The 14,466-nt window shown below is 59.8% G+C and carries 9 protein-coding genes; 1 reads left to right on the forward strand and 8 read right to left on the reverse strand.

The genetic code is table 11. From position 1 onward, the window contains the following. Positions 1–4: 4 nt before the first annotated feature. From NMA52_RS13540 to yidD, 8 genes are all read right to left on the reverse strand, one after another. The gene (locus NMA52_RS13540; protein ID WP_254828227.1) at positions 5–871 is read right to left on the reverse strand and encodes a polysaccharide lyase family 7 protein; all 867 of its coding nucleotides are present in this window, start codon (positions 869–871) and stop codon (positions 5–7) included. Between the two features lie 4 nt (positions 872–875). Next, on the reverse strand, positions 876–1,691 hold the full coding sequence (locus NMA52_RS13545; RefSeq protein ID WP_254828228.1) for a PKD domain-containing protein: 816 nt from the start codon (positions 1,689–1,691) through the stop codon (positions 876–878). Between the two features lie 13 nt (positions 1,692–1,704). Then, a complete protein-coding gene (locus NMA52_RS13550) occupies positions 1,705–3,072 on the reverse strand; it encodes a RagB/SusD family nutrient uptake outer membrane protein (RefSeq protein ID WP_254828229.1) in 1,368 nt (455 codons plus the stop codon). A gap of 10 nt (positions 3,073–3,082) precedes the next feature. Further along, complete coding sequence (locus NMA52_RS13555; RefSeq protein WP_254828230.1) at positions 3,083–6,169, reverse strand: TonB-dependent receptor; 3,087 nt, start codon at positions 6,167–6,169, stop codon at positions 3,083–3,085. Between the two features lie 175 nt (positions 6,170–6,344). Continuing rightward, complete coding sequence (locus tag NMA52_RS13560; RefSeq protein ID WP_254828231.1) at positions 6,345–7,061, reverse strand: FadR/GntR family transcriptional regulator; 717 nt, start codon at positions 7,059–7,061, stop codon at positions 6,345–6,347. Between the two features lie 222 nt (positions 7,062–7,283). Next, positions 7,284–8,444: a prolipoprotein diacylglyceryl transferase gene (locus NMA52_RS13565; RefSeq protein ID WP_254828232.1), complete on the reverse strand. Its 1,161-nt coding sequence runs from the start codon at positions 8,442–8,444 to the stop codon at positions 7,284–7,286. Between the two features lie 21 nt (positions 8,445–8,465). After that, on the reverse strand, positions 8,466–9,641 hold the full coding sequence (locus NMA52_RS13570; RefSeq protein ID WP_254828233.1) for a thioredoxin family protein: 1,176 nt from the start codon (positions 9,639–9,641) through the stop codon (positions 8,466–8,468). An 896-nt stretch (positions 9,642–10,537) separates the two neighbouring features. Further along, positions 10,538–10,762 (reverse strand): membrane protein insertion efficiency factor YidD, encoded by a 225-nt coding sequence (gene yidD / locus NMA52_RS13575; RefSeq protein WP_254828234.1) that lies wholly within the window; start codon positions 10,760–10,762, stop codon positions 10,538–10,540. 374 nt (positions 10,763–11,136) lie between these two features. On the opposite strand from yidD, the gene NMA52_RS13580 reads away from it, so the two are divergent. Then, positions 11,137–14,433: a hypothetical protein gene (locus NMA52_RS13580; RefSeq protein WP_254828235.1), complete on the forward strand. Its 3,297-nt coding sequence runs from the start codon at positions 11,137–11,139 to the stop codon at positions 14,431–14,433. The last annotated feature ends 33 nt before the right edge of the window (positions 14,434–14,466 follow it).

The raw sequence follows: 14,466 nt of genomic DNA on the forward strand, positions 1-14,466 counted from the left end.
GTTGTTAGTGCGTTACCGTAAGTTCGTAAAATTTGACGCGGGCGAAGGCATCCGACTCCCGGGCCTGTAGGTAATTCCCGGCCTTAAAGTAATTTTCGAATGCCCCCCACTTATCCATATCGAAGCCCGTGTAGGTGTGGGTCTCCTTATCGTTCAGAGTCACCCGCATACCGGCGGCGTCCGCGACGATCTCTACGGTGAAGGGGTCGGTGCCTACTTCTTCCGGAAAGGTGTAGCCCTCATCGTCGCCCCAGGCGTCGGTGTGCAGCAGTTCCTCGTAGGTGGCGTCGGGGTCCTTCAGGTACTTGCTCTTCAGGCGTACGTACCCCTTCTGCCAGTAGACCTTCATGATGGGCGGTGCATTGTTATCGTCCTCGCCGATCAGGTCGCGCTGCTCGTTGGTCAGTCGTCCGTGTATTTGCAGGACGATCACCCGGTGGGGGTCGCCGGAAGCATCCCGGGAGACTTCCGGCACCGCGAGTTTCGCCCGCATCCGACCGCCCTGGGCGAAGGTCCAGTTGACGCTGTTGCTGCCGGGCTGCATTTGCTCGCGGAGTTCCGACCGGGAGTAGGACGAATTCGCCGTAGAAGCTCCGGGGGTAGCGTAGAAGACCAGGGACCCGTCGGTGGTGTCGTCGTACATGTACGGCTTCACCTCGGCAAGTTGGGCGTAATTCAGGATCTCCGGAGGCTCGATCTCGGTCGGCGCCCCGATGGGCAGGGTCAGCTTCCAGTGGCTGAGATCGATTCCGTGGGCCGGAGTGTTGTCCGGCACCTCGGTTTCCGTGGATCCCGCGGGTCGGGGAATACTCTTTTCGCCACAGCCGAGCAGGGCGATCAAGAGTAGTCCGATGAAAAGGTTACGGTGCATGGGCCTAATTTTCCACGATGGTGAAGCTGTCGATGCGGGCTTCCACGTCGACGTTGGTGAAAAAGATAGCTACTTCCGTGTTCTCCCCGGACGCGAAGGTCACCGATCCGAGTACGTAATCGGAGGACGAGGTCTGGTCGTTCACCGTTACCGAGGCAATGGTGCTGGCACCGATATCTTCCGCGCTCTCCACGCCGTTGTCGAGGATGGACACGGTCAGGCTGCCTTCGGGGGAGGTCTTGAGGGTATAGTAGAAGGATACGGTGTACTCCTTATTCGCCTGCACCTTAATGAGTTGGTAGCCGATCCGGCTGCCGTCGGAGGGCAGCTTAGCGGCCTTCACGCCATCGTGTACGGGACTGCTGGTGATCTGGATCACTCCGCCCAGGTCGCCGTTGCGCCAGTGGTCGCGGTAACTGTCTTCCCCTTCAATATCGAATCCCGGATTCATGATCTCGGGGGTAAATACGATGACGGGTTCGACGATGGAGATGACCTGGGTGGTTTGGTCCGTCGCGTTCAGTTTGTCCGTAGCGGTCAGCGATACGGTGTAATCGCCGTCGGCGGCGTAGGTGTGGGTCGGGTTCGCCTCCGTGGAAGTGTTACCGTCTCCGAAGTCCCACACGAAATCCGTGGCGCTGACGGAGCGGTTGCTGAAGCTGATCTCCCGGTAGGCCGACTCGCTGGGCGTGGCGGCAAAATCGGCGGCCGGGGGAGTAAGGTCGGGGAGCTCCCCTACGCCGGGGAGTTCGAGCTCGTCGCAGGAAGTGACGAAGAGGAGGAGAATCAGCCCCGAAAGAATGTAAGCGGTGTACTGCATGATCGATTTAATTTTAGTAGCCGGGGTTCTGGGAGAGAAGGCCCTGGCTGACGTTTACTTCGCCCTGGGGTATTGGGAGGATAAGGTCGGTGGGGGTGAATGTGTAGCCGTTGGCGGCGGCGAAAGCTCCGAGGATACGTTCGGCCTCGCCGAAGCGGACCAGGTCGTAAAAGCGGTGGTTCTCGAAGGCAAGTTCGATCCGGCGCTCGTGCAGCAGTTCTTCCTCGGTGAGGGTGGCGCTGCCGTCGACTTCCAGCGTGGAAAGACCGGCGCGGGCACGTACCTGATTGTACGCCCGGATGGCCTCCAGGCTCTGGGTCGATTCGCTGCCCGCCATGATGGCTTCGGCGTAGAGCAGCAGCACATCGGCGTAGCGGATCACGATCCAGTCGTTGCCGTCCAGGCGGGCATCGGCGGACTGAGTAATGAATTTACCTACCTCCGCCGGCGCGTCGGGGTTGAAGAGGATCGCGGCGCGTTCGGTGTCGGCCGTGTCGACGGCGGCCCGGAAGTCGTCCGTCGGAAAGTTCAATCCGCTTACGCGGCCGCCGGCCGTGAATTCGAAGGAAAAGTCCTGGCTCTCGTTGGAGTCGTCGTCAAGGTAGTTGATGGAAAAGAGGACCTCGTCGTTGCCCTCGCTGTAGAATACGTCGCCGTAATTGTCGAGCAGACGGTACTGATCGCTGTCGATGACGGCTTTCAGTACGTTGGCTGCTCCCGCGTACTCGCCCTGGTTCAGCAGCACCTTAGCGAGCAGGGCGTTGGCCGCCCCGCGGGTGGCCCGGCCGTAGGGCATGGCGGACTTAGCAGGAAGCAGACCGGCGGCGCGCTCGAAGTCATTCCGGACGAAGGCGAGCACGTCCTCCCGGCTGTCCTGGGCAAAGTACTCTTCGTCGGCCTGGATGATCACGCGGTCCACGATGGGCACGCCACCGTAGGCCCGCACCAAATTGAAGTGGGCCAGGGCACGGCCGAAGAGCGCCTCCCCCTCGAACTGGTTACGCAGGTTGGTATCTTCCACGACATCCAGGTTTTCAAGGACCCGATTGGCGCGAAAGATGACGTTGTAGTTCGCCGCCCAGTACTGCCCGATGGCGGTGTTGGTGGGTTCGACGTCGAAGCTCTCGAACTGGGCCCAGTCGCCCTCGCTGGACTTGGTCTTGGTATTATCGGACCGCATCTCCGTCAGGGCGAATTCGCGCAGGGGTACCTGCTGGAAGCCGTCGTAGATAGCGACTACGGCACCCTGTACTTCCCCGATATTGGTGTAGAAACCGTTGTCCCCGATTTCGGAGAGGGGGTTGAGATTGAGGTCTTCCTCGTTGCAGCTGGGTAGCAACAACAGGCCACAAAATAGTGGCAGTAAGTTGCGAAATTTCATGATCGTCATTTTAGAAGCTTAGGTTAAGGCCGGCCGAAACGGTGCGGTAAATGGGTGCCGGTCCGCGCTGGTAACCGTAGGTGAGGGGGCTGTCCAATCCCTGGTCGATGCCTTCGGGGTTGTAGCCTTCGTAGCCCTCCGACATGATGTAGAGCAGGTTCTGAGCACTGGCGTAGACGCGCAGCTTGCGCATGCCGAACTTGCCGAGCAGTCCGTTGGGCAGGGTATAGCCTACGTTGAGGTTGCGCAGCGATACGTAGGAGGCATCCTGGATGTCGTCGTTCGTGAAGATCCGCTGTACCACCAGGTCGCCGTCCGCGAACTCCGAAGTGTAGTCCTGATTGCTCGAGAACTCGTTGTTGATGTACTGGGAGGAGATGTTGCGGACCTCCGCGCCGTGGCTGCCCTGGAACATGAAAGAGGCATCAAAATTGCCCAGGCGGAAGGTGTTGTTCACGCTCCAGATCAGGTCCGGATACGGGGAACCGAGGATGGTGCGATCGTCCGTATCGATGAGGCCGTCGCCGTTCAGGTCCTTGACGTAGATGTCCTGCGACTGCCCGTTGATGGGGAAGAAAGGGTTCTTCAGGAAGCCGATCTCGATTTCCTTCTCCACGACGTAGCCGTAGAAGCTGGAGATGGGATTGCCTTCCAGGGCGATCCACTCGGCGGGGCGCTTATCGTCCACGATACTGATGAGACCGTCGGCGCCGGCGAAGTTGATCAGCGTGTTCTTGTTGTGGGTAAGGATACCGGTCGTGGACCAGGAAAAGTTCCCCGTAGAGACGTTGCGCGACCGCAGTTCCAGCTCAAAGCCGCGGTTTTCCACTTCACCCTTGTTTACGAGGGCCGTCTGGAAGCCGGTCACCGAGGGAATCGGTAGGTCGAGCAGCAGGTCTTCACTCTGGCGGACGTAGTAGTCGAAGGAACCGCTGAAGCGACCGTCGAGGATGGAGATGTCGATACCGGGGTTGACCTCCACCAGCTTTTCCCACCGCAGTTCGGAGTTGGAAATGTTGGTAGCATTGAATCCCGTGGCACCGCTGCCGGTAGCCGTACCGACCGGCTCGATGAGGCCGATGTAGTCATATTCTCCAATGCCGGCGTTGCTGCCGCTGATGCCGTAGCTGAAGCGCAGCTTGAGCTCGTCGATGAAGGCGTTATCGGCCAGGAAACCTTCCTGGGACACCCGCCAGCCGACGGAGGCCGCCGGGAAGAAGCCGAACTTGTTGCTCGGACCGAACTTAGAGCTTCCGTCCGTGCGGGCGGAGATCGATATGAGGTACTTATCGGCGAAGGCGTAGTTGATGCGGGAGAGGTAGGAGATGAGAAGCTCCTCGGCGGCACTCGTCCGACCACCGACCAGGTTGGCGGCGGGGATGGTTTCGATGAAGTCCGAGTCGAAGCCCGCGCCCTCCAGCAGCGAGTAGTCGCGTTCCCACCGTTCGTAGGCGAAACCGCCCACGGCGCTAATGCTGTGCCGTCCGAAATCCTGGTTCCAGTTCAGGGTGCTTTCGGAGATGACGTGGTACTGGTTGTCGTTGGAGAGGGTCGATTCCGAATCCGCCGCCCCGTTGCGGGAGGCCAGAACGCCCTGAAAGCGGGTGTTCTCGGTGAAGCGGATATCGCCGCCGATCGTCTGCTTAAAGTAGAGGGCGTCGTTGAAGTGGTAGTTCAGGTAAGTGTTGGCGAAGATCTTCGTCTGCGTCTTGAAGCGCTTCCGCTCGAGCACCTTAGCCAGCGCGCTGGCGTTAGACGTACCACTGATGTCGGTGCCGCTACCGGTGCTGGGCATGCCGGCGGCGAGGTCGTAATCGTCGAACATGCGCTCCATGGCGTAGTCGCCGATCTGGGCATCGGCCCAGCGGCCGTTTTCGCGGTTCCGATTGACGTACTGAATGTTGTCGGCATCGAGGTAGAGCGGGAGCCAGGGCTGCTGACGGATGGCGTCGTGCACCCCGATCGGGAAGCGCCGCTGGCGGACGTAGGAGGGGTTGAGGACCACTCCGAAGTCGATGCGGTCGCTCACTTTGGTGTCCAGGTTAAGCCGGAAGTTGAGTTTGCGGTAGTTGTCGGTGAGCAACACGCCCTGGTCGTCGAGGTAGCTGACGGAGGCGCGGAATTTAGTGTTGGCCGTACCGCCGCGGGCGCTCAGCGCGTGGCTCTGAATGGTGCCGCCGTTGAACATGACGTCCTCCCAGTTGGTGTAGGTACCGAGTTGCTCGATGTACCGCAGTTTGTCCGGTAGTACGCCGCCGTTATTGGCCCGGGCGTATTCGTTCCAGGCGGTCGGGGTGGTCAGGACGTCGTTGCTCGGTACGTCCTTGCGACCTACGTAGGCATCGTAGGAGAACTGGGTGGGGCCCTCCTTTCCCTTTTTCGTAGTGATCATGATGATGCCGTTGGCACCGCGCGACCCGTAGATGGCCGAAGAGGCCGCATCCTTGAGTACCTCGATAGACTCCACGTTATTCATATCGAGACTCGCCAGGTAATCGGCATCGGTACCGACGCTGATCCCGTCTACTACGATGAGTGGATTAGACCCGAAGGAGATCGACCCCTGACCGCGCACCCGGATGGTGGGGGCCTCCCCGGCCGCGGGGTTGGTGGACTGGACGTTGATGCCGGCCACCTGGCCGACCATGGCGTCGTCTACCCGGGAAATGGGGATCTGGTCGAGTTTCTCGTTTCTCACCCGCGAGACGGAGCCCGTCAGGTGAGATTTTTTCTGTTTACCGTAGCCGACCACGACGACTTCGTCGAGCAGCTCGGCATCGGGCGAAAGGCTTACGTTGATGGTGGTCTGACCCTTCACGGGAATGATCTGGGTGGCCATTCCGGTGTACGAAAAGATCAGGTTGTCGGAAGGCTCGGCGTCAATTTCGTAGCGGCCGTCGAGGTCGGTTACGGTTCCCGAGGTGGTGCCTTCTTTCATTACGGTGACGCCGATCAGGGGGTCGCCGGTTTCGGCATCGGTGACGACGCCTACGACCAGTTGGTAGTCGACCGTAGCCGCGAACAAGAAGACCGGCAGTAGAGCGGCCAGGAGCAGCACGGTGCGGCGGAGCCGCGCGCCAGTCGATGAAGTATTCATGGAGTAAAAATTTGCGTGAGGACTTTGAAGCTTAGGGGCAATCCGCGTCCGTTCCGCCGTGATCGGGCGGTGCGGGGCGGGCAAAATCTGGGAGGGTGTCCGGGTGGACACTTACTCCATTGCCGTGATTCAGGGGTTTGGTAGCCGGCGAAGCGGCTGGGTGAATGATCTGACTTTAACTTTTCGGTGCGTTGCGCATGGTCTGACTGAAGCGGGTTACGTCGCTCAGGTGCTGCCGCATAACTTTTTCAACGGCCACGGCATCCTGGTTGCGGATGTGGCTCAGTATTTCTTCGTGTTCGTGGTGTGCTTTAAGTTCGGCACGATCGTCACAGACGCGGTATTTGACGTAGCTGTTAATGATGTCGGGGGTAATGATCATCATCAGAGACTTCAGTACGCCGTTCTTACTCGCGTCGGCAATGCTCAGGTGGTAGAGCAGGTCTTCCTCTACGGCGGGTTTGCCGGAGCGGACCTTCTCCTCGTAGGCGGCGAGCGCTACTTCAATCTGCACCAAATCGTCCTTCGTACGGCGCTCGGCGGCCAGCTTCACGCACTGCAGTTCCAGCATGACGCGCGTCTCCACCAGGGAGCCGAAGTCCCGTTCCTCGAGTTGCAGTACGTCGGTGATGAGCCCCTCGAGGGCCGCGATGCCCATGCCGGCGACCACCGTACCGCTCTGCGGCAGAGTACGGAGGATCCCGTAAAACTCCAGCTTCTGCAGGGCATCCCGTACGTGCCCCCGGCTAACGCCGAGTCTTTCGGCCATCTTTCGTTCGGCGGGTAGTTTGTCGCCCGGTGCGAGTTGGCCGGAGGTAATCAGCGCCCGTATTTGCCGAATGATGACATCGACCGGGGTTTCCACTTTGATTTCGCTGAAATTCTCTAACATCGAGGAAGTAATTTCTCCTACCGTACTCCAGCAGGTCCAACAAATATAGGTCACACGAATTGGTCAACCAAATTTTGGTCAACCAATTACAGATTTTTTGATGGTTTTCCCCCGTCCGACCGCTTTAGCCGTTGGACGGGGTAGCACCGTCCGTCATTTTATTTGCCTCTCAGGTCGTAGATGACTTACCGGCAATTTTGGTTCGCCAATCTGGATTAGCGATTATGCCAACTCGCGCCGGCCCCTTCGCCAAACCACGCCGGCTCCCGCGATTCCCGCCAACATGAACCCTACCGCGATGATTTGCGCCTGGGTCAGGCTCAGTCCCAGGACCTCGTAGTGATCGTTCAGCCGGACATACTCGATGAAGAAGCGCTCGACACCGTTCAGAAAGAGATACAGGCAGAACAGGAGACCGGGAAAGACCGTCCACGGCTTCCTCACCGCCCACAGGATGCCCCCGATAGCGAACGACATCAGGGTTTCGTACACCGGCGTGGGGTAGTGCAGTTCCGCCAGTCGGGTACAGTACTCCACCGCGCACCCGGGGATGGGCACTCCGCTGTGAATCACGTTGTGGGGATAGTCGTAGCCGTAGAGCCAGTCGGGCAAGAACCAACCGTCGGGGATGGCCGCGATCTCCGTTCCCCAGTCACCGTCGCCGCTCAACTGGCACCCGATACGCCCGACTCCGTACGCTACGATGAGGGCCGGGGCCACCGCATCCATGATGGGCAGGGCCGGGATGCGGTGCCGGCGGAGATAGAGGTACACGGCCACGCCCCCCCCGATGAGGCCGCCGTAAATGGCCAGCCCACCGCCGCTGAGCAGTTCCTGTAGGGGGTTTTCCAGGAACCGGTCCCAGTACTCGATGACCGCGAAGAACTTAGCTCCCAGCAGACCACCAACCGCCGCGCGCATGGTGATCGGACCTACCCGCTGACTTGGATATACGTCTACCGGGACCGGGTCCGGCACGGCTCCCTGTTTGCGGGCAATGTTGTAATAATAACCGAAGAAGAGTGCCGCTCCCAGGACGCCGGTCAGGAAATAGCCATCCAGAGAGAGCAGTACCCCCGAGGGATCGCGTTGCCAGGCGGCAAAGTTGGCGATGGCATACGGGAGTTTATATCCGAGAATAAACCCGATGATCAGGTTGGTGACGTAGTCGGCCGTGGTGACCGTATCGCCGGGAATCTGGAGAGTTTTCTCCGGCTTCAGCTGCCCAATCTTCTCGCGGCGCCGCATTTCCCCCTTCAGCAATTTCGCGGCCACGATGAAGGCCAGCAACAGGAACAGCCCGAAGGTTTTGACGATGCTGAAACCGTTATCGCGCGCCGTACCGATCAGGTCGTGGAGAATGTAGGAGAGGTCTGGGTACATGGCCGCAAAGCTACGCCATCGCTATTTGGTCGCTTCGCGCAACTCGTCGATGAGTCCCTGCACGGCGCGGCGGTAATTGGCGGGTCCGTCGCCCAGCGCGGCAAGGGATTTCTCGGCTACTTCGAGGGCCTGATCGAGTCGTTGACGCGTTTGCAGAAAACGGGCCAGGCGGTAGTAGTCTTTCCACCCTTCGGAAGATGACTCGGCCGCGGCGGTACCTGCTTCCACGGCCAGGTCGATCACTTCACTGTAGTCGATGAAGGAAGACTTCTCCAGATCGGTAAAGAGTTTCCGGAGGCGTTCCTCGTCGCCGTCCGCCCCCTTTTTAAGGTAACTTTTCGTGGCCTTCACAAGATCCTTGCGGTTGTTCCCCCGCAGAGCCAGGGCAAATTCACCTTCCGCGGCGAGGCGGCGGGATTCGTCGCGGTCCACCAGGGCCAACTTATCAACGGCGGTGGCGAGCAGGTCTTCATTACGGTATTCCAGCGCCTTATCGAAGGTCGCGCGGACGGCCCGGCGGGCCTGTTCGTTGACGGCTTGGGCACCTTCCAGTTCGGCAATGGCTTGGCGGTGCTCGAGCAGCAGATCGTAGATGCGACTGTCGGCCTCCGTAGCGGCAATAAGGATCAGGCGGAGGTTCGCGGGAGCGGTGTAGTCCAAATCAGCAGCGCGCAAGTGGTCGTTCGCGACGCGCAGGTGGGGTTCTCCGTTGCGGATAAGGGCGCGGACGTACTTGTAGGTAGCCTCCGCGGTGCCCTTAGCTTCGTAAGCTGACTTCAGCTTGTCCAGATCGTCCACTCGGGCCAGGGCGGCGGCGGCGTCGCGGAGGAGTTGGGGTGACTGACGGGCGCCCACCAGCCGGTGGACTACTTCATTCTTTGCATCGATGAAGAGCAGGGTCGGAAAGGCCTTCGCGTAGTGTACTTCCCGGAACTCCTCCGACTCGGGCTTCTCCATATCGAACTTAACGTTGATGAAGTTGGCGTTGAAGTATGCCCCTACTTCCGGGTCGGGGAAGACGTTGGCCGTCATCAGTTTGCAGGGGCCGCACCATTCGGCGTAGGCGTCGACGAAGATGAGCTTATCCTCGGCTTCGGCGCGGGCGAGGGCTTCGGACCAGTTGCCCTGGAAGAAATCGATGCCCTGACCGTACGTAGCGGTGGACAGAGCGAGGATGAGGAGAAGGATGCGGTACATAGGGTAAAGTTACGGCGGCGGGCGGGTGGGGCAGGGTAGGTTTAGGGAGGGTGAGGCAGGTTTAACACAGATTTAAGCGGATTTTGGTCACAGATTTTCGCGGATTTTCCTGTACAATGCTACCTCTGGTAGCGCAGTCCGCAGCAGTCTCCTGCTGCGCGGGGGCAGTAGGCAACTCAACGTAAATACACTCTAACCATATCAACTGAGAAAGAGATAAGTTACCAGTTTGGATTGACGCAATCCCTTATCAAACTAAAATACCTTCATCAAGATTATCATAATGCAGAAGCACGCTGGTGGGTACACCAGTACAATGAACACGGCGGCTGCTTTATGCAGTAATGACGCATTTCTTCGGTAGGTCTTTTTCGGTCGATGCTCCTTCACCCGCTCGGACGTGAGGCCCCACTCTTTCTCGAGAAATAGGTACAGAACTGACAGGCATAGTAATGCAGCAGCGGGTATATACAGGGGGCTGTTTAGACCCAGTATTCTCAGCAGGATCTTCATGATTGGCCCGCACACGACTATTCCGAGTCCGAGATTGGTGACATTCGCTATTCTTTCCGCCCAGTCTGCCGGAAACTTAGGATTTTGTACCCTCAGCGATAAGTAAGCTAAATCGATCCAGCGGACAAGAATCTTACTTCGCAAAAGGAGGGTGGTTACGTGCACGACTTAACTGGCACACTCGCGCAAAAGCTACCTAACGCCCTGTGGGTAAATAAATGTATAGTGGACGTTTAAAGTGTTTGGTACTGTACACGTGAAGTTTCGCGGGGGCGGCGGGTTTGACGCGGACTTCCCGGTACAATGCTGCCTCCGGTAGCGAAGTCCGCAGCAGCCTCCGGCTGCGCCAGAGTGCTAAGGGTGCCCGAAATCGGGAGCCTCCCTCACTCTCCCTTCTTCGGCACCGGATCGGGCCCGAAACCTCCCCACGGGTGGCACCTTCCGATCCGTTTGATGGCCAGCCAGCTACCCTTCAGCACGCCCCACTCCTGGATCGCCCCCACCGCATAGTGCGAGCAGGTTGGATCGTACCGACACCGCGGTGCCAGAATCGGCGAGATCGCGACCTGGTAAAAGCGAATGGGGAGGATGAACAGTTTGCGGAGCAAAGTGGAGCGTTAGTTATGATGTAAACGGCATGCCTGGCGTGTGGGTTGTCCGGGGGATTTCGATCTTCCCGGTAGCGTCACCTTCGAAGAAGCGGATTCCGGGGGAAAGAATATCAACACCGGAGCTTACTACCCCCTTACAACCTCTTGCGCCCCTTTTTATCCATTAATAGTTGCCTTTTATCCCCAAATTATATTTTATGCTTGTAAGTGTGGACCAACTTATTTACAGCGGTCCGACGGCTATAGCGGTCCAACGAGGTGACCCCGTCCAACGGCTATAGCGGTCCAACCGCTATAGCCGTCCGACCGGTAGTGGCGAGGAACCAACACTCCCGCGCCCTGCTTATCTTGCGCGGAACCGAATACCAACGATGACCTACCGAATTTTATCGCTCCTTGCCGTAATCCTCTGCACCTGCGGCCCCGCCACTACATTCGCCCAGCAACAGCCACTTAACAAAGACCACTGGAAAGCCATCGCCCCGCGCCCCATCGGCCCGGCGGGCATGTCCGGTCGCGTGACGAGCATCGATGTAGACCCCACCGACAAGGACCGCATCTACGTCGGTACCGCCTCGGGTGGCCTCTGGCTCAGCGAAAACGGTGGCATCAACTTTCAGCCGATCTTCGACGACCAGAAGCACCTCAGCATCGGCGCCGTTGCGGTCAGCGACGCCAACCCCAGCATCGTCTGGGCCGGCACCGGGGAGGGTAACCCCCGCAACTCGGCCAACTACGGCGGCGGCATCTACCGGAGCCTCGACGGCGGCAAACACTGGGAACTGATGGGACTGGAAGACACCCGCCACATCCACCGCATCCTGCCCCACCCCACCGACCCGAATACGGTCTACGTCGGCGCACTCGGCAGCATGTGGGCCCCCAACCCCGAACGTGGCGTGTACCGCACCACCGACGGCGGCAAGAACTGGGAAAAAGTCCTGTACGTCGACGAAGGCACCGGCATCGCCGACTTCGTGATGGATCCCGAAAATCCCAACAAACTCATCGCCGCCAGCTGGACCTTCGACCGCGACCCCTGGTTCTTCAACTCCGGTGGCCCGGGTTCCGGCATCTGGGTATCCCTCGACGGGGGCGATCACTGGGAACGCCGCACCGCCAAGGACGGTCTGCCCAAGGGTGACCTCGGCCGCATCGGACTGGCCATCGCCCCCAGCAGCCCCGATATCCTCTACGCTTTGGTCGAAGCCAAGGAAAACGGCCTGTACAAGAGCACCGACGGGGGAGAAACCTTCCAACTGGTCAGCAAGAAAAACATCGGTACCCGCCCGTTCTACTACGCCGAGCTGTACGTCGATCCCCAGAACGAGAACCGCATATTCAACGTCCACACCTGGCTGGAGCGCTCGGAAGACGGCGGCAAGTCGTTCGAGGAGATCGCCAATTACGGTAATGCCGTGCACCCCGATCACCACGCCTTCTGGATCGATAAGGACAACCCGGAATTCATCATCGAGGGCAACGACGGCGGCCTGAACTTCAGTCGCGACGGCGGTGACACCTGGCGCTTCGCGGAGAACATCCCCGTAGCCCAGTTTTACCACATCTCCTACGACATGAGCTACCCCTACCTCGTGGGCGGCGGCATGCAGGACAACGGCAGCTGGGTCGGCCCGAGCCAGGGACTGAAGAGCGGAGGGATCACCGATGCCGACTGGCAGGAAGTATACTTCGGCGACGGCTTCGACTTGATCTTTAAGCCCGACCAGCCCGACGTCGTCTACGCCGCCAGCCAGGGAGGCTACGTCGGCCGCGTAAACCGGTCGACCGGCAAGACGACTTTCATCCGGCCCGTCCACCCCGAGGGGGAATTCCTGCGCTTCAACTGGAACGCCCCGATCGCCCAGCACCCCACGGAGGCCAACACCATATACATGGGCAGCCAGTACGTGCACAAAAGCACCGACGCCGGCCAGAGCTGGGAGATCATCAGCCCCGACCTCACTACCAACGACACCACCAAGCAGCGGCAGGACATCAGCGGCGGACTCACCATCGACGCCACCCAGGCCGAGAACCACACCACCCTACTGGCCATCGTGCCCGCCCCGCCGCAGTTTATGCAGCCCCAGACCCTCTGGGTCGGCAGCGACGACGGCCGCTTGCACGTCAGCCGCAACGACGGACAGGACTGGACCGAGCTCACCGGCAAACTCAGCGGCATGACCCCGGGCAGCTGGATCGGCTACATCGAGGCCTCCCCCATCAATCCGGGAGAAGCCTTCGTGGTCGTAAACGATTACCGCCGCGGCGATTACCGCCCCATGGTCTACCACACCACGAACTACGGCGACAGCTTCACCCGCATCGTGGATGAGAACAAGGTCAGCGGCCACGCACAGGCCATCGTGCAGGATCTCGTAGAGCCCAACCTGCTCTTTCTGGGCACCGACCAGGGACTGTGGTACAGCCTCGACTACGGCGACAACTGGACGCGCTTCGATGCCGACTACCCCCACGTCTCCACCATTGACCTTAAGATCCACCCCCGCGAGCACGACCTCATCATCGGCACCTTCGGCCGGGCGGCGTACATCCTTGACGATATCCGCCCCTTCCGGGAGATGGCGCGACGGGGACAGGAGATCCTCCGGGATTCCTTCTACGTCTTCCCCGCCCCCGATGCCTACCAGTGGGAAACCCGCTCGTACCAGGGTACCCGTTTTTACGCCCAGGGGCAGTTTCAGGGGGAGGACCGGCCCGGCGGATCTCTGCTGACCTTCTGGGTCCGCCCCGGTGGTCCGAGCGCCGCACCCGATACCGTCGATGTGAGTCAGCTCACGAAGTATTCCCTCATCGCCCCGGAAATTAAGGAGGACATCCCCGGTCGGGAAACCGGCGACCCCGAAGATGCCTACCGCAACCAGGACGATGAGATCGATCCCATCGACCCACCGAAGGAAAAGGTGAAGATCCAGGTCATCGACGTACAGACCGGCGACACCATCCGCACCTTCACCCACAAGCCCCAGTGGGGCATGAACCGCATGAGTTGGAATATGCGCCGCGACGGCATCAACTACCCCAGCCGCCGCGAAGTGAAGGAAGACGCCGACACCCCCAGCGGCCTGCCGGTCGTCCCGGGCACTTACCGTATCCTCATGACCTACGGCAACCACACCGACGAAACCATCGTGACCGTACAGGCCGATCCCCGCGATCACTACACCGGCAGCACCCGCTACGCCGAGCGCGACCGCATGTACGCCGAGCTTGAAACCGAAGTGAAGAAAGTAGGCGACGCCTTCGACCGCCTGCAGAATGCCCGCAAAAGCATTACCCGCGTGGAAGGCGCCATGGCCGATGCCCCCAAAGCGGTAAAGGATTCCCTTATCAAGGAAGGCAAGGAGATCATCAAACGCATCGCCGAGCTCGAAGAGATCTACACCGAAGCCGAGGACCTGAAGGGCATCCAGCGCAACCCCACCAACCTGGAGTCGAAACTCTTCAGCGCCCGCAGATACATCAGCCAGATCGAGGGTCAACCCAGTCAGATGGCCCGGTTCACGCTCGATCAGTTCCAGCAAAGCGCCGCCGATTTTACCGAACGGGTCGACGCCTTCTTCAGGAACGACTTCGCCGAATACCAGCGGAAAGTCGAGGCCGCTAACCTGAGCCTCTTCGGGAATGAAGGATTGAAGGACTGAATGTTAGAAGGAATGAAGGAGCACTGACCCGTG

Origin of the sequence: Lewinella sp. JB7, assembly GCF_024297185.1 — a bacterium.
Lineage (GTDB): Bacteria > Bacteroidota > Bacteroidia > Chitinophagales > Saprospiraceae > Neolewinella.

Excerpts from the sequence above, each read along its gene's own strand:
- NMA52_RS13540 (WP_254828227.1), bottom strand. The coding sequence starts at position 871 with ATGCACCGTAACCTTTTCATCGGACTACTCTTGATCGCCCTGCTCGGC.
- NMA52_RS13545 (WP_254828228.1), bottom strand. The coding sequence starts at position 1,691 with ATGCAGTACACCGCTTACATTCTTTCGGGGCTGATTCTCCTCCTCTTC.
- NMA52_RS13550 (WP_254828229.1), bottom strand. The coding sequence starts at position 3,072 with ATGAAATTTCGCAACTTACTGCCACTATTTTGTGGCCTGTTGTTGCTA.
- NMA52_RS13555 (WP_254828230.1), bottom strand. The coding sequence starts at position 6,169 with ATGAATACTTCATCGACTGGCGCGCGGCTCCGCCGCACCGTGCTGCTC.
- NMA52_RS13560 (WP_254828231.1), bottom strand. The coding sequence starts at position 7,061 with ATGTTAGAGAATTTCAGCGAAATCAAAGTGGAAACCCCGGTCGATGTC.
- NMA52_RS13565 (WP_254828232.1), bottom strand. The coding sequence starts at position 8,444 with ATGTACCCAGACCTCTCCTACATTCTCCACGACCTGATCGGTACGGCG.
- NMA52_RS13570 (WP_254828233.1), bottom strand. The coding sequence starts at position 9,641 with ATGTACCGCATCCTTCTCCTCATCCTCGCTCTGTCCACCGCTACGTAC.
- NMA52_RS13580 (WP_254828235.1), top strand. The coding sequence starts at position 11,137 with ATGACCTACCGAATTTTATCGCTCCTTGCCGTAATCCTCTGCACCTGC.